The organism is Candidatus Hinthialibacter antarcticus, assembly GCA_030765645.1.
In the GTDB taxonomy this organism is placed as follows: Bacteria; Hinthialibacterota; Hinthialibacteria; order Hinthialibacterales; family Hinthialibacteraceae; genus Hinthialibacter; species Hinthialibacter antarcticus.
Genome location: JAVCCE010000006.1, coordinates 1 through 18,550, shown reverse-complemented (window position 1 = coordinate 18,550; position 18,550 = coordinate 1). Strand labels below are relative to the sequence as shown.

15 protein-coding genes and 1 tRNA gene are annotated in these 18,550 nt (G+C 51.5%); 7 read left to right on the top strand and 9 right to left on the bottom strand.

Going from position 1 to position 18,550, the window contains the following annotated elements:
* Positions 1-35: 35 nt before the first annotated feature.
* Complete coding sequence (galK, locus tag P9L94_01535; protein MDP8242732.1) at positions 36-1,232, top strand: galactokinase; 1,197 nt, start codon at positions 36-38, stop codon at positions 1,230-1,232.
* Between the two features lie 81 nt (positions 1,233-1,313).
* Here galK and P9L94_01530 read toward each other — a convergent pair whose 3' ends face one another.
* Positions 1,314-1,448: a hypothetical protein gene (locus tag P9L94_01530; GenBank protein MDP8242731.1), complete on the bottom strand. Its 135-nt coding sequence runs from the start codon at positions 1,446-1,448 to the stop codon at positions 1,314-1,316.
* A gap of 20 nt (positions 1,449-1,468) precedes the next feature.
* Here P9L94_01530 and P9L94_01525 point away from each other — a divergent pair, with 20 nt between their 5' ends.
* The gene (locus P9L94_01525) at positions 1,469-1,945 is read left to right on the top strand and encodes a membrane dipeptidase (GenBank protein ID MDP8242730.1); all 477 of its coding nucleotides are present in this window, start codon (positions 1,469-1,471) and stop codon (positions 1,943-1,945) included.
* Here P9L94_01525 and P9L94_01520 read toward each other — a convergent pair.
* The 4 genes from P9L94_01520 to P9L94_01505 all read right to left on the bottom strand — a co-directional run bounded on the left by P9L94_01520 (position 1,942) and on the right by P9L94_01505 (position 5,391).
* Entirely contained in the window at positions 1,942-2,598 is a 657-nt protein-coding gene (locus P9L94_01520) for a TrkA family potassium uptake protein (GenBank protein ID MDP8242729.1), read from the bottom strand. The two genes, P9L94_01525 and P9L94_01520, sit on opposite strands and share 4 nt — an antisense overlap.
* A 40-nt stretch (positions 2,599-2,638) precedes the next feature.
* Positions 2,639-3,997, bottom strand: a complete 1,359-nt coding sequence (locus tag P9L94_01515) for a potassium transporter TrkG (protein MDP8242728.1) — start codon at positions 3,995-3,997, stop codon at positions 2,639-2,641.
* A gap of 108 nt (positions 3,998-4,105) precedes the next feature.
* A complete protein-coding gene (locus tag P9L94_01510; GenBank protein MDP8242727.1) occupies positions 4,106-4,828 on the bottom strand; it encodes a hypothetical protein in 723 nt (240 codons plus the stop codon).
* Between the two features lie 167 nt (positions 4,829-4,995).
* Complete coding sequence (locus P9L94_01505) at positions 4,996-5,391, bottom strand: hypothetical protein (GenBank protein ID MDP8242726.1); 396 nt, start codon at positions 5,389-5,391, stop codon at positions 4,996-4,998.
* 530 nt (positions 5,392-5,921) lie between these two features.
* Between P9L94_01505 and P9L94_01500 the strand changes: the two genes are divergently transcribed.
* Positions 5,922-6,716: a radical SAM protein gene (locus P9L94_01500; GenBank protein ID MDP8242725.1), complete on the top strand. Its 795-nt coding sequence runs from the start codon at positions 5,922-5,924 to the stop codon at positions 6,714-6,716.
* A gap of 892 nt (positions 6,717-7,608) precedes the next feature.
* Here P9L94_01500 and P9L94_01495 read toward each other — a convergent pair.
* From P9L94_01495 to P9L94_01485, 3 genes are read right to left on the bottom strand one after another with little or no spacing between them, the layout of a single operon-like run.
* Positions 7,609-9,654 carry a hypothetical protein gene (locus P9L94_01495; GenBank protein ID MDP8242724.1) on the bottom strand — a complete coding sequence of 682 codons (2,046 nt, stop codon included), beginning with the start codon at positions 9,652-9,654 and terminating at the stop codon, positions 7,609-7,611.
* Positions 9,655-9,676: 22 nt separating this feature from the next.
* Positions 9,677-11,548 carry a glycosyltransferase gene (locus tag P9L94_01490; GenBank protein ID MDP8242723.1) on the bottom strand — a complete coding sequence of 624 codons (1,872 nt, stop codon included), beginning with the start codon at positions 11,546-11,548 and terminating at the stop codon, positions 9,677-9,679.
* Positions 11,549-11,553: 5 nt separating this feature from the next.
* Entirely contained in the window at positions 11,554-12,534 is a 981-nt protein-coding gene (locus P9L94_01485) for a Gfo/Idh/MocA family oxidoreductase (protein ID MDP8242722.1), read from the bottom strand.
* Positions 12,535-12,698: 164 nt separating this feature from the next.
* On the opposite strand from P9L94_01485, the gene P9L94_01480 reads away from it, so the two are divergent.
* The 3 genes from P9L94_01480 to P9L94_01470 are packed head-to-tail and all read left to right on the top strand — an operon-like array spanning position 12,699 to position 15,941.
* Complete coding sequence (locus P9L94_01480) at positions 12,699-13,907, top strand: ATP-binding protein (protein ID MDP8242721.1); 1,209 nt, start codon at positions 12,699-12,701, stop codon at positions 13,905-13,907.
* Positions 13,908-13,938: 31 nt separating this feature from the next.
* Positions 13,939-14,778, top strand: a complete 840-nt coding sequence (locus P9L94_01475; protein MDP8242720.1) for an SAM-dependent chlorinase/fluorinase — start codon at positions 13,939-13,941, stop codon at positions 14,776-14,778.
* A complete protein-coding gene (locus tag P9L94_01470) occupies positions 14,775-15,941 on the top strand; it encodes a glycosyltransferase family 4 protein (GenBank protein MDP8242719.1) in 1,167 nt (388 codons plus the stop codon). The genes P9L94_01475 and P9L94_01470 overlap by 4 nt, the downstream gene beginning before the upstream one ends.
* Here the strand turns inward: P9L94_01470 and P9L94_01465 are convergent.
* Positions 15,938-18,118, bottom strand: coding sequence for a thioredoxin domain-containing protein (locus P9L94_01465; GenBank protein MDP8242718.1), 2,181 nt, complete (start codon positions 18,116-18,118; stop codon positions 15,938-15,940). The two genes, P9L94_01470 and P9L94_01465, sit on opposite strands and share 4 nt — an antisense overlap.
* 152 nt (positions 18,119-18,270) lie before the next feature.
* Here P9L94_01465 and P9L94_01460 point away from each other — a divergent pair.
* Positions 18,271-18,344 (top strand) — tRNA-Pro (locus tag P9L94_01460).
* The last annotated feature ends 206 nt before the right edge of the window (positions 18,345-18,550 follow it).

Genomic DNA, 18,550 nt, shown 5'->3' with positions numbered 1-18,550 from the left:
CGCAACATTATTTCTATTTACTTCAGGAGACCGCATTGACTGAGCAACCCAACCATCCAAACGCATCAGTTCTCGTCCAAGAAACCCGTGAATTATTCACAAAACAATTTGGCGGTGCGCCAGAGGCGATCAGCCAGGCGCCGGGCCGCGTAGAAATTCTCGGCAACCATACCGACTATAACGGCGGGCACGTCCTCACCGTTGCGATTGACAGAACTATTGCCATCGCGGGTTCGCGCAACGATTCGGACGTCGTCAGGGTTTTCTCTAACGTCATCGGCGAGATGACGGAATTTCCGATCCACTCGCTAAAACACGACGACGCATCGCCCTGGACGGATTACGTGAAAGGCGTCGCCGACCAAGTACAAAAACTTGGCGTCACGCTCGGCGGCTTTGACGCCGTCATCTGCGGCGATCTGCCCATCGGCGCCGGCGTCAGCAGTTCCGCCGCGCTGGAGACCTCGACCGCATTGTTACTCAAGGCGTTGTTTCCCTATGACATTGAGCCGATGGAACTCGCGCAATTGTGCCGCCGCGCCGAAAATGAATTCGTTGGAATGCCCTGCGGATTGCTCGACCAGTTCACTTCCACTTTCGGCAAAGACAACGCCATGCTCTGGCTCGATTGCGACACTTTGGAGCACGAAGCCTTCGTCATGCCGACGCCCGCGCCCAAGATCGTGTTGTGCCACAGCGGGGTCAAACACAAACTGGTTGAAGGCGAATATAAAAGCCGCCGCGATCAATGCGTCGAAGCCGCCCGCGTTCTCGGCGAAAAAACCGGCAAGTCCCCGCGCTTTTTGCGCGACATTACCTACGAAGAATTTTTGCAGTACCAATCAGAATTAAAGCCCGTCGTGCAACGCCGCGCTCAGCACATCATGGAAGAAAACCGCCGCGTCCTGGCGGGCGTTGAAGCATTGAAAAGCGGCGACCTGGTGCAACTCGGTAAGTGCATCTTCGAATCGCACGCCAGTTCGCGCGATCTGTTTGAAAACACCTGCCCCGAGCTTGATATTCTCATTGAAGAAGCGAAGCAGATTGCAGGTTGCTATGGCGCCAAGATGACGGGCGGCGGGTTTGGCGGCGCGACCGTGAACTTAATCGAAGCCAGCAAGATCGACGCCTTCACCAAAACCATCACAGCGCGTTACAAAGACCGCACCGGCCTGTCATGCAACCCGATGATTTGCGAAGCCGCGTCCGGCGCGCGTATTCTTGATTGTTGAATCTCAAAAAATCAACTTGATGGCGAGACTTTTTTTCTTGCACGGACCACAACATCCACCTTTAATAACCAATCGAAAACATTAAAGCATGCGCGACGTGCTGCGCGTGAGTAGAGCGCCGATCATCGCCTCGCACTCGTCCGCATTTTCACTGGCGCATACCACCCGCAACGTGCCCGATGACGTGCTAAAAAGCGTCGCCAAAAACCGGTTCACTGGCGCATACCACCCGCAACGTGCCGGATGATGTGCTAAAAAGCGTCGCCAAAAACCGGGGCGTGGTGATGGTGAATTTTTATCCGCTGTATATTGCCGACGAAGCCGCTAAGCGCGTGAATGATATGTTCGCCTTCTATCGCAAATTGCAAAAAGATGAGAGCCTATCCGAAGAAGAAAAAGACAAGCGCATGGATGAGTATGACCAGGAGTACCCCATCCCGCCGACAACAGTGAAAACCGTCGTCGATCACATCGAACATATTATCAAAGTCGCGGGAATCGAACACGTTGGCATCGGCTCCGACTATGACGGCATCTCCGCCGTGCCGAAGCAATTGGATGACGTTTCGATGTTTCCGTATATCACGCAGGAAATGTTAAACCGGGGCTACAACGAGGCGGATATACGTAAGGTGCTTGGCGAAAACTTCATGCGCGCATTTCGCGCTGCCGAACGGGTCTCACGTGAAATACAGAGCGGGCAATCGAATTAAGAAGTGATTTTGGCGATGGCCTCTTCGCGGCCAATAATTACCAGCACGTCGCCCTCGTTTAATTTGCGGTCAGCCTTGGGTACGAAATCCAAAGCATCGCCGCCCAGCGGGCGAATGGCGACGCACTGCACTTCATATTGATTGGTCATATCAATTTCACGCAGCGTCTGTCCCTTCCAGGCGGCGACAATCAGTTCGTGAATCACCACGCCTTTCCAATAAGGCAGCAAGTCAATAAAACCGGGAATGGTCAGGCGGTGCGCCAATTCTTCAGCGGCGGCGCGTTCAGGAAACACGACATAATCAACGCCGATGCGGTAGAGAATTTTTTCGTGGTCTTCGCTAATGGCTTTCACCCAGACGTTCTTTGCGCCGAGTTCTTTTAAGTGCAGGGCGATTAATGCGCTGGCTTCGAGATTTTGACCAACGCCGATAATGACGTAATCGAGGCTGGCAATATCGAGTTGCTTCAGCGCGGCAGGATCAGTCGCATCGGCTTGATACACTTGCGTTAGAATATCTTGAGCGTTTTTCACATGCGAAGTCTCAAAGTCAATCCCGACGACTTCATTGCCCAATTCGATCAACGAACGTCCCAACGCCAGGCCAAACTTGCCCAGGCCAATGATTCCAATCTGCATACGCTTCGCCAAGAGAGTCTCCTTAATTTCAACACGCGAGGTTCAATACAACCTAACCGATCATCATGGTGTTTTCCGGCCATTGATAACGCGGTTCGCGGCGCCATTCTGCAATCATAGACAGGAACACAATCGGCCCCAAGCGCCCAATGAACATTAGCAGAATGATGATGCATTTCCCTGCCGTACTCAGCGAGGGGGTGATGCCCGTACTCAGCCCAACAGTGGCAAATGCAGAAACGACTTCAAACAATATTTCGAGAAAGGTCCCGCCCGCGCTGGAATGAGGCGTATGCGCCCCATCGGTAAAGGTCAACAAAAACGCTCCACCTAGAATGACGGCCAAAGCGAATACCGTCAGGCTCAGCGTCTTGTTGAGTTCCAACTCGGATAGAGCGAAGCGGCCAATCACGACTTGCTTGCGCCCCAACAGTTGCGAGCGGATAAATGAAAGCAAGGCGGCGAATGTTGTCGTCTTGATTCCCCCGGCGCATGAGCCGGACGAACCGCCGACGAACATCAACAATAGCATAATCATCAGCGAGAGGTTGGTCATCTGTGAAATGTCAATGGAGTTGAACCCAGCCGTGCGGCAAGTGACCGATTGAAACAACGCCGTTATGACAGAATCGCTAAGCCCTAATGGGTCCGGGCCTTGTAGCCGCTCGGTGATGAATAGCCCCACCCATCCGAACAGAATTAGAATCCAAGTCATTTTGACGGTAATTGACGAATGCCAACTCAAGCGAAGCGGGGCGGTTTTGTCTTTCGCAAAAACACCCCGGCTAACATCAAGTAGTTCTAACAGAACCGCAAAGCCTAAACCACCCAACACAATCAAAGCAATGAGAACCAGATTGACAGCGAGATTGCCGCGAAAATCGATCAAACTATTTGGATTAAGTGAAAAGCCTGCGTTGCAAAACGCGGACACCGAATGAAACAAGGCGGAAAAAAGCGGGAAGCCCGACGGAGACGCTGCGTATAATAACCCGGCGCCGACCAGTTCAATCAAAAAACATCCAAACACGATCTGCAATAAAAACCGACCGAGGTTGAATGACGTGTCATTCAACAGCGCGGAGCCGACCGCAGCGCGATCGCGCAGTGAAATGCGGCGGCGCCATAAATAAAAAATCAGGCTGGCGTAGGTCATGATGCCGAGGCCGCCGAGTTGAATCAATAACAAAATGACGCATTGCCCCGTCCGGCTGAAATCGCCGCTGGTATCGAGAACAATCAACCCGGTCACGCACGTCGCCGACGCCGAAGTAAACAGCGCATCAATGAAAGGAATCGCGTCGCCGCTTGAGCAGACCGGTAATTGCAAAGCAAAGGCGCCCAGCAGAATAACGACCGCGAACAGAATAATCGGAAGCGAAAACGGATTGAATAAACGATGTAGATTCATAATGTTTGAGGATAATGCAGCAACCACCATCAATCAAATTTGTTTTTAGACAAAAAAACGCTGCGTTAATTTCTAACGCAGCGTTTTTTGTTCGCATCTCATTTTCGCTTAATAAATAAAGCGCGGGTCTGACGATTTCCCATTGCGTTTGGGAGTACGAGCGGTGCTCACTTTGCCGTACGGAACATCCAAATACGCCGAAGCGATAAAGACATCATCTTTGGAAAAACCAAGCGCTTCATACGAAGTGCGCAAGATTTCCAAGGTCTCATCGACGGTGCGGCGATTGGGAAAAATTTCTTCGTGCTTCAGGCAATCATCAATCAAAAACTGTTTGTTCAACACATAACCGTGTTTGACGAAAACGTCCGCGACGCCCATCAGGCGGTTGCGAGTGACGGCGTCTTCTTCACAGACCACGGCGTCACGCAACGGAGCAAGAATCTTAATGCGACCGTCAATGCTGGAGGGATCGCTCTTACGGGCGATGTCGGCGTCGGTTGCGTCGCGCGCTTGCTGCATCAGGTACATCAAGTCTTTTTCGGTTAAGGCCTGGCGACGGCGAGCAGTACGCTCGAGCGCCATTTCTGTTGCACGACGAAGCAGGATCGGGCTGATGCGCTGACCGTGGGTGCGGCGATATAAAACGCGATACCCTTTAGTCACGGCGCGCATGTAATCAACGGCCTCGTTTAACGTCAGGCCGGGTTGGCGCTGCACAAACCGCCGCGCCACTTCTGGGGACATGCCCCACTCTTGCACCAAATGATTTTCGATGGACTCCTTGACCTGTCGGCAAGTAGCCTCATCGTTACGCTGAGTCGACTCCATTAAATCAATGCCTCCCTTCTAGTGAGGCTGTGACTCTGGCATTACCGTTTTGGTAATAACGCCGCATAGGTTTTTCCTGGAACTTCTCAGTCGCCAGTTTAGCCTTCGGCGCCCAGGGGGCTTGTACATTCACAGCCAAAAGAAATATAGTTTGTAATTGCCGTCATTTACGCATGTATATCTGCGAGAGACGACGAGTCATCTCGTAAGAAAACCCTTGAAAGGTTGTGCGTTTCGATTGCGAGCGTTGGATCGAAATCCAGCAACGCTTCGGCTACAGTCGCAATCGCCCGCTTGACCCCTTGGGTTTTGATCGGATCGGTGGCTGGATCAAGCCGAATCGTGAGACGTTGATGAGAATCGGCGGAGGAGAGACGAATGTAGAACTTTTGTGGATGCCCTTCTTCGATGACAGTCGCAGGCATAATGGCCCGCTCTCCACGGTGTCCTACATAGATCTCGTCAACTTTAATGATCCATGCATTTGTTTGCTCGTGAATGACCGAAAACGCCCGGCCCCACTCGCTCAATAAAAACCTACCCGACAAGACTGCGTGAGGCACGGAACTTCGCTCCTCAAATTTTCAACGCTTCACCGCAAGTATAAGTTACGCTCATTTTTTGCGGCGCATAACAATAGCAGGGCGGAACATTTCATTGCACTCAAACCCTGCTTAGACTCAAAAAAACTGTTAGAGAATAGTTTTTTTCGGTATTCATAATATTACGAACATCGCTTATTGAAAGAGTCTATACAAAAAAACAGTAACGTCAAGACATTTTTTTGCTTATTTTTCAATCGAACATGCTCGCTTGCCTCTCAAAAAAATACTCGTCATAAGTATATAATTAACAGCATAGTACATCTTGTTTGATATTTAACTATTCATGTAATGTTTTTCCATCTCTTTGCACAAAATGCAACAATTCAACCTACAGTGATTATAAAATTATAATAATTCCCAACAAAGACCCCGGCGAAGAAATTATAAAATATTCATTCGGTTGTATATTAGTATATATTTTCAACCCGTCTTCTGATTCAATCAAAACGAGATACAATAATTAACCAGCACAAATGAGTGATAAAACCATGACGAATCAAACGTTTGTAAGCACCGTTTATGGGCCTGTCCACTCGTGGCGTGAAGGCAAATCTCTCGGGATTGACCTTATATTATCGACATCCGTCTGCTCGTTTAACTGTATATATTGTCAGTTAGGCGCTATTCAAAATATTACAACCGAGCGTCAAATTTTTATACAGACGGAACAAGTCATCCGGGACTTCAAAGCCAGCCATTGGAGAGAATCGGACATACTCACATTTTCTGGCAGCGGAGAGCCGACCCTGGCCATCAATCTTGGAGATGTTTCACGGGCGCTAGCCGAAATTGCTCCTCAACCCCAGCTCGTTCTGACCAATGGAACCCTGCTGAATAACGAAGACGTGATTCAGGATTTACAATCCGTTGACCGCGTTTACGTTAAACTAGATGCGGGAAACGAAGCCACCTTTCAACGCATCAACCGCCCCGCTGATGGACTATCTCTTCAGCAGGTCATTCAAAATACCCTGACGTTTCAGCAATCTTACCCGGGGTATTTAGGATTACAAATCATGATTATGCCGAGCAACCAATCTGAAATTGATGAAATTTCCCGAACGGTTGAACAAATCCAACCGGATGAGGTTCAATTGAATACGCCTACCCGCCCTTACGCCAAAGTATGGAACGTGGCCTCGCGCGGCGGGCATCAAGCCAAAGACCGCCCCTATCATTCCGTCCCCCTTAAGACCATTTCGCTGGAGTCTGCGGAAGCGTTTGCAAAAACGCTTCGCGAGCGAACCGGCGTTCGAGTCCGTCCTGTCCGCGCCTCAGCCTGAGACGCCCCCAAAATATTGGTTCATCCGGTAAGTGAGTACTTAGACTGATGGATAACCATAATTTTGATTCCGAAAACGCATTCCGGTCTATCAAAAAATGACAAACCAATTCAGACATGGGTGCGACTCTGGGAGCGCCTGTGCAAAAGGGCCTAAAAGCCCGCACGGAAGCCAATGTCATTGACTTAAGGGGTGGCAAGGGCAAAGCGTCGCGAAGCCTGCCTGCCGCAGGCAGGCGACGGCAGCCCTTGAGATATTGCTTGAATGTATCGCTTTGTTTGTGCTGTTTTGATATCCCCCCGGCGCTTTCAGCGCCACCCCCCTTAAAAAGAGGGGCGAAAAGCCTGGGCTCCGAGTCTCAAGTCAATGACATTGGCACTGAAGCGAGCAGAGTTGTACCCATGCCGCGATCTCAATTCCATTTATAAAAAAAGTACCCGATTTATGGAAGAACCATAATATTTTTGAACAAAACGCAATCGCTTCGCGTATTACTCAATGAAACAGGAACGATCAAAGTAACAGCGTCAGATTCTGACGTAGACGTTTTTTCATGTTACTTATCTTGCCAAGAATGGTTTACGATTCAATAAGTCATGATGAATTGCGATTGCTTTGTTTTTCCGGCGCCGCCAATTTCAGGTAGTTCAGAGCAAGACAGCCATACAGTAAAACCGATGAAAAATTAGCACAAAAAAATATTGCGCCGCAACGCGCAATATTGATTACCTTCCACAATGTTTTGAGGCGCCCCATCGGGCGTCTTTTTTTTATATGATAACAATCAATTGCAGCCAATTACAAATGGTACTCTCGCAAACAAGGAAAACAATATTTTTCTAAAATCCAAAAGTGCTTTTTCCGTCATTTGAATAGACGTAATCTCTAATCACTAATTCTCATATCCTTCACCGGGTTGAGTAATCAAGCGAAAAGCAAGCACTGATTCCATGCCGCCGTCAAAGCGTCCCTTCAGTCGAAGCCAAGTGTCCGTCTTCTTGCTAAAATCGCGTTTGGGTATCACAACGGTCAACGGCAGGCGCTGGCGATCCATTGAGTTGAGTTGTACTTGCCACGATGAGTTTGACAGTTTCCAGTCTCCCGGCGCATGCTCAATCTTCACTTCCCCGCTTACGGGCTGGTCGCTGAAATTATAAATATACAACGGCAGTTCCAATTCCTTTTCCGGCTCAACCAAATGTTCATACTCAACCGCCCAAGGCGTCTCTTCCACTCTCACCGAACAGGAAGAATCAAGCAGCAATTGCATCACTACGGGTGAGGCTTCGCCTTCACGGAAGTTTGCGCGGGGGTAGGTTTCTAACTGGAGTTTCTTTGATTCGCCCTGCGGCAAGATGACAAACAATGGAGACGACGTAAGCATCTCTGGAGCAACGGCATTTCGCTTTCGCCCTAGATAATCATAGGTCTCGATAATATTTAAATTCTCCGGCAAAGGCCATTCGATGAAATGCTTTCCTCTTTGTGGCCAGTCGCTTCTCGTTTCAGTCCAAGCAACCAGAACATCCCGTTTCACACCGTCCGGCTGCGCTAAAAACGCATAAACATGCGTATCCTCATTGTCGCGTATGTGGAACCGGCCCAAACATTTGGCGCCTGCCATCAGTCGACCAAGCGCCGCCATCGCAACGTATGCGGGGCGCGGCGTCAGGTCTTTACGGAGCAAACCAAACTGCACCTTGTTCGCCTCTTCGGTGTAATCGCCTAAAATAAAATGAAAATGCCGTTCAGCGCCAGCATATAAACTTGACGCATAAGACTGCGCCATGAATTGCGCTTTGAGAATTTCATTTTCAGGCGTCATGTCAAACCAGGGTGAACCGCTTTGGTATTGAACGCCCCGATCGCTTTCCGTAATCCATAACGGGCGCCCGGCTGCCGCTTCGACGGCAGGTCGTCGTAATTCAGAATACGAATGAGGCCAGTCATACGTGTGGATGTTGTAGGTATCAAAATATGGCCAGGCTTCGTTGTTCAAAACGCCGCGCGTATGCAGCCAGGTTGGCTTTCCCGCATAGGCGTTCCAACCCACGATGACATTTGAGTCGGCGTTTTTAAAGCCTAGATAAGCGGCTTTTTGTAACGAACACATCTCATCAACCGTGTGTCCGCCAAAGTTGCCCGCGTTGGCTTCATTCCAGGGTTCCCAGGCTTGTACATTGGTTTGAAAGCGTTTTGCTAGTGAAGCGCAGAAGCGATAAACATGGCGCAAATCGCCTGGAAAGCGCCCGGTTGATTCATCCTCTCCCGCAACCCATTTTGGAACGCCATGAAAGACCTGCAAAATTTTCAAGCCAAAAGAGGCTTGTATCCCGGCGCATTCATCATACGTAGTCCGAGGCCCAAACGGGCCGTCGCCGGGTTGAATGTCTCGCCATCGCAATCGGTCTCGAATCCAATTGACGCCGCACAACGCCGCCAATCGGCTGAGTTGCTTTTGTTGGGTCGGATCGTCTTCCGCAAACCAGGAATGTGCGCCGTCGATGCAGATTGGTGAACCTTGAGGGACGGGCGCTTTGAGTTTCCTGAGAACGGCAGCGGTTGTCCAATGCAAACAATTTCCGTCATCGTCGAGAAATTCGATGCGATACCAGCCGACGCCCAAGGCCCCTAAATTCACATCTTCATTAGCGGCGCCTTCAATGCGTTCTGTTTTTACAATTTCTCCCTCATCGTTTAACACTCTCCAATGATCGATGTCTTGAGAATTAGACAGCGGCATTGCAATACGGAGCGTTTCGCCTAAGACATATACATTGCCGGGGTGATTGCCTGTTCCCGGGATATCTCTCGCAATGTAAGGTTCGAATCTAAATGCTTCCGACTGTGCTTGAATCACACGGCTGCTTTGAGATGTAATACACAGCAAAACCAATCCAAGTAGTGAACAAGCAATGAAGTAGGAATGAGTGCGCATTGGACCATCCGTTTTTTTGATTTTATGTACGACAATTACGAATTGTTTCCACAATTGTTTGTGCGCGATGGGCGGGGGTGTGACGCTGCGCAATCGTCGTTTTGCCATTGGCAACGAGACCGAGACGTTTTTCTTTATTTTCTAGTAGTTCTTGTGCAACTTCGCGCAATTGTTGCGGAGAAGAAAAAGAACATAAATCTTTCTCCCGTTCTAAAATACCTTCCTCCATATCCGCAATTTCGTCTCCCAATAGACAACCGCCCGCTGCCAGGATATCAAAGTCACGCGGATTAAAGCAAGTCGGACATTGCAAACTATGCAGGTTCAAGCAAATTTTGGCGGAAGCATACACATCCGGCAGTTGATCGCCGGGAAGCCATCCGCGAAATTGATCGGCCCGGTCTTGTCCCAATACTTTCAGCCATGACTCCGGCCCATATACAACGACGCCCAGATCAAGCAGAACTTCGATACAGCGCTCGCGCTTCAGGCTGTTAGACAAGGCATACAGGTAATAATCGAGAACCATTTCGTGTGTTGCGAAGTTGCGTTGAATGGTTTTGATGTATTCGAGTGATTGCTGCTGCAATGCGGCGGCGGCTTCTTCGCTGACGCCAGAGGCTTGAATCGCTTGCGGCGCGTTTTCTAACGGATGGTCGATTTTACGCTGCGCGATTGCCTCAATTTGTTCGCGCAGAGACGACTTCACGTCTTTCAAGTAGTCAGACACCGGCGTGTATGAACCAACAAAAACAATCGATGCGGCGAGTTCGTCGCGCTTTCTGCCGGGTTGAGTTCCCATCGAAAACGCGGGCATAAAATTCGCCGTCGCAGCGTGAGTTTTGTCAAAAAACGGCCCGTAAGTGCGGTCGATGTAAAACACATGGTCCATCGGCCCCAAGTTTTCCCGCAGTGATTCGGGAGAGTAATGCTCAGGATTATCGAGCATTATTGTGACGCGGGGACGAGTGACTTCATACGACACGAATTCTTTCGATGCGCTATTACAAAAGAACAAAATGTCGGGCTGTTGATTGATGACATCCTCGCCGACGCGGGCGCGGGTCTGAAATCCATCGCGAATCTGGATCACCGACTTGCGCCACCCTAGCGCCCCGAATCCGCCCAATAGCGACTCCATCAATGGCGTATGCGCATACGCATCAGGCGCGGCAAACGCCCACGCAACGCCAGCCTCTAAATTCGGCGGCTGTTGCATCCGCTGGTTGAACGCGCCTTGCGCGTCTTGTATTTGTTCTACTGCGCGACGCCACCAATTCGGTAAAGCGGAACGCAGTTCCCGCACCTCTTGGTTTTCTGCATCCGTGAGTTGGCGTTCCTGCAGCAAGGCAATTTGTTCATTGGAAACATGATGCAGCGCGTTGCGTCTCATCACTGGTTCAACGGACGATAGCATTGACTCGCCGACCGCAAAAAACACTTGATAAGAACGAAGCAGGTGGCGCGCTTCAAATAGACACAGATGGGCGATAAATAATTCGATCCTTGGTTCAATCAATAATAGCCCGCACTGAAACTGCCCTTGAATGACCGGTTCGATGTGTGAAGCGAGGTATCCGATCCCAGAGCCAACCACAAGCAGCAACTTGACGCCGCGATTGTAGAAAATTTTGGCCCGATCCAGTTGAGATTCTAATTGGGGAAGCAACGGCCCCGCCGGATAAACTTCGCACTTCGTTTGCGCCCACCGACACCGAAACTGACCTAGTTCCGGTTCGCAAATTTCGAGTTGCTCTAACTGAGAAAGTGAGGATTCGACCCGTTGCGCGAGGGCCGCGTCGCGCTTTTGCAGTTCCTCCAAGTTTGGGAGCCAATGCGGAGATTGCTCCACATCAATCCGGCGCCAGTTTGGAGTCTGCGGGTCAAGCGTCATTGTCGTTACGCGGGGTTGGGCGTTGTTTGTATTTTTTCCCAGACGGCTTGCGTCGAGGATTGGGCCTGTTGCGTAATTTGCTGGGCGATGTTCAGCGCGCGAACGCCGTCTTCACCCGAAACCACCGGGCGCTTTTTTTGCACCACGCACTCGATGAAAGATTCAATTTCCGCCACCAGCGGTTCGCGTTCCGTCAACTTGGGTTTCTCGTGTTCAATGCGGACGCTGCCGTCCGGCGCTTGGGATTTTCTAAAAATTTGCAACTCGGGGACAAGATAATCCAATGATAAATAGGCGTCGGATTGGAAGAAGCGAATTTTACGCTGGCGTTCGGGCGTCACCCGGCTGACCGTCACATTGGCGACGCAACCGCCGGTGAATCGCAGCCGCGCATTACAAATATCTTCTTGCGGGGTGAGGATCGGCACGCCGACGGCGTCGATCATTTCGATGTCGGATTTCACGAGAGAGAGAATTAAATCCAGATCGTGAATCATCAGATCAAGTACGACGCCGACGTCTTTTACGCGCGGCGCGGGCGGCCCCAGACGGTGGGATTCAATAAAAAGCGGTTGGTTCAAACGGCTGCCCAGTTCCAACACGGCTGGATTAAAACGCTCAATGTGACCGACTTGTAAAATCACGTCATGCTTCGCCGCAAGCGCCACCATCGCTTCGCCTTCTTCGACGGAAATGGCGATGGGCTTTTCAACCAAGACCGGCACGCCCGCTTCGAGCAGACGCCGCGCGACCGTCAGATGGTCAATCGTCGGCACGACCACGCTGGCGAGATGAATCGGTTCCGTCACCTCATCCAAACTCGCAGCCGCCTGGCATCCCCATTGGTCAGCAGCGGCGCGGCGGGCTTCTTCATCCACATCCACAACCGCGAGCAGGTTTGCATTTTCACTCTGCGCATAAATACGGGCGTGATGCTTGCCGAGCGAGCCGCATCCGATGACTACTGCATTGAGGGAATCCGTCATGATTTCTGTATTTACCTTGAAGTGTTGATATCGGCGTCTGACAACGACTATAGAACGCATACTAGCAGGAAGCCGTATGAACTTCCAATCTCATGGAATGACTTTAGAATTAAGCCAGTAAACTTCGTTTGGCCTGGGAGCGTCCCAGGGGGGAGCGGACCGCGATGAAAAGCGGGTTTCTGAAAAAAATTCTTGACCGCGCCGACAAAATCGACAAGCACAGCATCCTCGATTATCTCAAGCAAATTGTGCAAGAACGCGATTTGATGGTGTTGATTTTCGACAACATGCGCGAGGGAATGATTTTCGTTGACGACGACGAGATGGTAGTCTACGTCAATCAATCCGCGCGAACCATGCTGCGTTTGGGCGACGGTTCGGCGACGCCGTTTGTTGCGCTGCCAAAACTATTGGGCAGTTCATCGCTGTATTCATTCTGCCAGGGACTCATTGAAACAGGAGAAACCAGCGCGTTTGAAGACTACACGCTGCATACCCGCGATGAAATCCGGTTTCTAAAAATCAATTGCCTGCCGCTGCGAAACGCAGGCGAGTTGTTCGGCACATTGTATTTATTTTTGGATGAAACCGAACAAACCATTCAAGAAGAAAAACTGCGCAAAGCCGAAAAATTGGCGGCGTTAACGACGCTGTCCGCAGGCGTGTCGCATGAAATCCGCAACCCGCTCAACGCGCTGTCGATTCATTTGCAATTGCTCAAGCGGCAACTGAAAAAAAACGGCAACGACTCGGAAGACATCGACAAGACCATCAATGTATTTCAAACCGAAATCACCCGGCTTAATGACGTGATCGAAACCTTTTTGACTGCCGTTCGCCCTTCACAGCCAGAGATGAAACTCACCCCGCTCTACGACCTCATCACAGAGACGTTAACGCTGATGCGGCCTGAGTTTTTACAACACGCCATTCAAATTATGTTATATGAAGACGGCGAATGGCCGTTGGTGCAAGCCGACGCAGACCAACTCAAACAAGCGTTCATCAACTTATTTCGCAACGCAATCGACGCCATTACCGAACAAAGCGCCGAAGAGAGAGAGACAAAAGAAAACCGTATTGTTCTCCGCATGTCGCGCAGCGATGACCGCATTCGCCTGACGTTTGCCGATGACGGCGGCGGCATGAATTCGGAGGACGCGCGGCGCATCTTTGAGCCGTATTTCACCACCAAGCCCAAGGGCACCGGTTTGGGCTTGATGATCGTCGACCGCATTATCCGCGAACACAACGGAACAGTAAACGCCGTTTCAGAAACCGGCGAAGGCACGCAAATCGCCGTTGAACTTCCCATCGCGGCGGAACGCCCCAAGCGGTTACAATACGGCGAGGCCAACGTCAATGAATTTTGATGAGACATTCAATCAAACGCTGCGGGAGGCCATGATGAACAAACGACCGATTGTTACTCTCCTCACTGATTTCGGCAATGCAGACGGTTTCATCGGCGTGATGAAAGGCGTGATGTTGCAAATCGCGCCCGACATCCATTTCGTAGACATCACCCATGAGTTGCCCGCCTTTTCGCTTTCGGCGGCGGCGTTTTTAAACTCGTGGTCTTACGGGTATTTCCCGCCGGGGACGGTGCACCTTTGCGTGGTTGACCCCGGCGTCGGAACCCAGCGCCGGGCGCTGATTGTGGAGACGCAAGGCCATACTTTCATCGCGCCCGATAACGGGCTGTTGTCTCCAGTGCTCTCCTTAACGGGCGAACGCACCATCATCTCGGCGACGGACCCGAAATACTGGCTGTCAAAAGTGAGTTACACCTTTCATGGACGCGACATTTTTTCGCCGCTGGCGGCGCACATTGCGCGAGGCGTTTCGATTTCTGTTTTGGGGCCGCAGATCAACGACCCCGTCATGCTTCCCTGCGACCCGCCGAGCATAACGCCCAACTGCATTGAATGCCACATTCGCTACATCGACCACTTTGGCAACCTGATTACCGACCTCACCCGCTCGCGGTTTGACCATTGGGCGGCGCAAAACGGCTGCGAATTCGGCAGCGTCGAGATCCACCTGGATGGAGTTGTCATCAATGGCGTGAGCAAAACCTATGGCGTCCACAAACCCGGCGCCTTAGCGGCAGTGTTCGATGGATACGATTGCCTGGAAATCGCCGTGACTCAGGGCAACGCCTCACAACAACTGGGGCTGAGCGTTGACCGCGCGGTGACCGTCAAACCCGCGACAACCTCGATGGGAGTCTGGAACTCTTGAAGGTTGTCCTGGTCCACCCTCACGATCTATGGCGCGATCCATGGACGATCCGTATCCTTGCGCTTGCGCGTGGATTAAAGCAGCGCGGGCATGAGGTCGCGCTGTGCCACATGCCGCGAAAAGACGCGCCCAGCCATGCGCCGTTGCGTACGCCGTCGCCGGACGACCCACCCATTTATGAATTCAAACCGCGCCAGCAACACGCGTTGTCGAACTATCGGTTGCTGCTCGAACTATGCGCCGACTGCGACGTAATTCATTTGCAAAAATGCTTCCCGGCGTCAACGCTTCCGGTGTTATGGGCGGCGCGGGCGTTGAATAAGCCCATCCATTATGATTGGGACGACGATGAAACCGCCATCTCGCGCCTGGTCGAAAAACGCGGTCTGGCGCGCTTTCATCTGGCGTCGTACGAAGCGCAACTTCCGCGATTCGCCAATACCGTAACTTACGCCAGCCGCGCATTGCACGACCGCGCCGCCGCATTGGGCTTCGCAGAAGAGCGCATGTTTCATCTTCCTGTTGGAGCGGATTTGCAGCGCTTTCATCCAAACGGCGGCGATGCGAATGCGCTACGAGATTTTGGTTTGGGCCCGGATAAGCCGACGGTGTTATACGTTGGTCAACTCGAGGGCGCCGCGCATCCACATTGGTTGGTTGACGCCGCGCCGCTAGTGCTGAAGTCCACTCCCGATGCGCAGTTTCTGTTCGTCGGCGGCGGCGAGCAGCTCGAAGACTTACAAGCCCACGTCGCCGCGTCGTCGGCCCGCAATGCGATCTACGTCGGCGGATACATCGAACATGACCGCGTCCCGGCGCTGGTCGGCTGCGCAACGGTGTGTGTCGCCTGCTTTGACGACGACCCAGCCACACGCGCGAAAAGCCCTTTAAAGATTGCCGAATATCTGGCGGCGGGCCGCGCCATTGTGGTCAGCGACGTGGGCGACGCGCCCTGGATGGTAGAAGGCTGCGGCGTCGCGGTTGCGCCCGAAAGCGTTCCTGCGTTAGCGGTAGGGATCACGGCCTATTTGAACGATCCACAAAAACGCGAAGCAGACGGGCGCCGCGCCCGTCAACGCGCCGAGCAATTGTTTAATTGGGAACACGGCGTTGATACGTTGCTTAAAGCGTATGAGAAATGTATTACTATTGATTCTGTTTAATCTTCCAACAGTTGCTGCACCAGCGATTCGGCGTCTTTCACTGGAAGTTCACAAGTAAAATCGCGGCAGACGTAAGCAGCAGGCGCCCCGCCCAACGGCCCTTTCCCCTCAGTCATCGGCGACAGCGCTTTTAATGCGTCCTGCGTTTGCGGGTAGGAATACAGCACCACCTTATTCGGCAAAAATCGCGAAAAGAGCGCACGCTGAAAGGCGTCGAGTTCCTCGCTGGAACCCGCCGCCAGCACGACTTCCTGCGGTTGAGAAATCAGCAAATCCAAGCCAGACATCATCTGCGAATAGGCCGATGGATATTGGCGTATCCCATCGACGAACACTTGCAAACTGGTTTGCGCTTTCTCGCGCAGCGTCGCGTCGCCGGTCATCGCGCCCAGGCGTATAAGCGACAACACCGCCATTGAGTTGCCGGACGGCACCGCATTATCCATCGGGTCTTTGGTGCGGGCGATCAGCGCTTCGTGATCGTTTCCGGTGAAGAAATAAGCGCCGTGTTCGGCGTCCCAAAACTGCTCGTCCATTACCTTCATCAGTTCAATCGCTTGCGCCAGGCGTTTGGGGTTGCGCGTCGCTTCATACACATCAATCAGCCCATTGATTAAATATGAATAGTCACTTAAGAAACCGTTGGTATGTGTGCGCCCGTCTTTGTACACATGCAGCAGGCGGTTATCTTGATAGACTTTTGCAAATAGAAAATCGCAGGCCTTATCGGCAGCATCCACATAGCGTTTTTCTTGCAAGACGTTGCCCGCAAACGCCATCGCGGAAATCATCAGCCCGTTCCAATCGGTCAATATTTTCTCGTCGCGTCCAGGATGCACCCGCGCCTCGCGCGCGCCGAATAGTTTAGATTTCGCTTTCTGAATGATCGCCTTGGCTTCGTCATCGGTGAGACCAAACTGTTCGGCGGTTTTGCTGAATTCTTCGTTGACGTGCAACACGCTGGTTCCTTCTTCAAAATTGCCATGCGGTTCAACGCCCCAATATTGGCTAATGAACTTCGCCTCTTTTTCATCGCCCAATGCCTGTGCAATTTGCTCAGGCGTCCAGGCGAAAAATATTCCTTCTTTGCCTTCGCTGTCTGCATCTTGCGTCGAGTAAAATCCGCCTTCAGGCGAGGCCATTTCACGCAGGACGTATTCCATAATTTCGACGACAATTTTTTTATAGAGCGACTTGCCCGTCACCTGATAGGCTTCGGTGTAGGTCTTTGCCAACAGAGCGTTGTCATACAGCATCTTTTCAAAATGAGGAATCAGCCAGCGTTCATCAACCGAATAGCGGTGGAAGCCGCCGCCGACCTGGTCGTACATGCCGCCTTCCGCCATTTTGCGCAGACTGAATTCAGCCATTTGCAGGGATTCGGCGTCGCTGGTTCGATGGTGATAGCGCAACAAAAGCGCGATGTCCATACTGTGAGGGAACTTGGGCGCGCCGCCGAATCCGCCGTGGGTTGAGTCAAATCGTCCGCGCATTTGCTGAAATGCGGTCTCTAATAAATCCTCGTTGAGCGGATGATCGCCGGGCGTTTGCTGCGCCGCTTGTTGGATATAAAACGTCATCTTTTCGGCTGACTCAAGCACTTTGGCGTGGTCGTCGCGATAGGCGCGATTGACGCCCTGCAACACCGTCAGAAACCCGGGGCGACCGTACATATCAGTCGGAGGAAAATAGGTGCCGCCGTAGAATGGCTTGAGGTCAGGCGTGAGAAATACCGACATGGGCCAGCCGCCCGAACCGGTCATGGCTTGCACGGCGCTCATGTAGATTTCATCAAGATCGGGACGCTCTTCGCGATCAACTTTGATACAGATGAAATGCTCGTTCATATACGCGGCAATTTCTTCATTCTCGAACGACTCGTGCTCCATCACATGGCACCAGTGACAGGCGGAGTAGCCAATACTGAGAAAGATCGGCTTGTTTTGTTCTTTCGACAGCCGCAACGCTTGCTCATTCCAGGGATGCCAATCGACAGGATTATGGGCGTGTTGTAACAAGTAGGGGCTAGTTTCGTTGATTAATGCGTTGGTATGTTTGGGTTCAGACGAGGCGTTCGTCATGGGTTTTTCCTTTGATATTTTGTTTTCGTTGCATGAAGCGGCGCTCCAAACCGCGCAGACGGTACATAGCAGTAGAACAAAGCGCGGTTGCGTCATACGAGATTGGCTCCAGACCGAAATGGTTGGGGAAATTACCGGGGATGCAGATCAGTCATCATTGTAACCGGGAAAAATGATAGCGCCACGGGCGAAGACGCGTAGCGCCGATTGCATAAATCAGACGGCGCGGCTACAATTTCAACGCTCAACGGGGTGTAGCGCAGCCTGGTAGCGCGCCTGCTTTGGGAGCAGGATGTCGGAGGTTCAAATCCTCTCACCCCGATTGGCCTTTTCCCCCTTTGATCTCGCCTCTTTAAGTCATTCTGAATTCATCCAATTCCTGCACTTTTATACTATAATTTTGGTTCTTCCGGTATTTGAGTACTTTTGTGTAAAAAAGAATGGACATTACTGTATATTCTGAATTTAGAAACGGCGATCTCTAGTTCAGAAAGGCATACAGAATGTCCACGAGTTTACTATATCATG

What these genes read in the sequence shown, in the direction of transcription:
- P9L94_01500 (MDP8242725.1), top strand. Translation starts at nt 5,922, where the DNA reads ATGACGAATCAAACGTTTGTAAGCACCGTTTATGGGCCTGTCCACTCG.
- P9L94_01495 (MDP8242724.1), bottom strand. Translation starts at nt 9,654, where the DNA reads ATGCGCACTCATTCCTACTTCATTGCTTGTTCACTACTTGGATTGGTT.
- P9L94_01515 (MDP8242728.1), bottom strand. Translation starts at nt 3,997, where the DNA reads ATGAATCTACATCGTTTATTCAATCCGTTTTCGCTTCCGATTATTCTG.
- P9L94_01465 (MDP8242718.1), bottom strand. Translation starts at nt 18,118, where the DNA reads ATGACGCAACCGCGCTTTGTTCTACTGCTATGTACCGTCTGCGCGGTT.
- P9L94_01510 (MDP8242727.1), bottom strand. Translation starts at nt 4,828, where the DNA reads ATGGAGTCGACTCAGCGTAACGATGAGGCTACTTGCCGACAGGTCAAG.
- P9L94_01475 (MDP8242720.1), top strand. Translation starts at nt 13,939, where the DNA reads ATGATGAACAAACGACCGATTGTTACTCTCCTCACTGATTTCGGCAAT.
- P9L94_01480 (MDP8242721.1), top strand. Translation starts at nt 12,699, where the DNA reads ATGAAAAGCGGGTTTCTGAAAAAAATTCTTGACCGCGCCGACAAAATC.
- P9L94_01490 (MDP8242723.1), bottom strand. Translation starts at nt 11,548, where the DNA reads ATGACGCTTGACCCGCAGACTCCAAACTGGCGCCGGATTGATGTGGAG.
- P9L94_01485 (MDP8242722.1), bottom strand. Translation starts at nt 12,534, where the DNA reads ATGACGGATTCCCTCAATGCAGTAGTCATCGGATGCGGCTCGCTCGGC.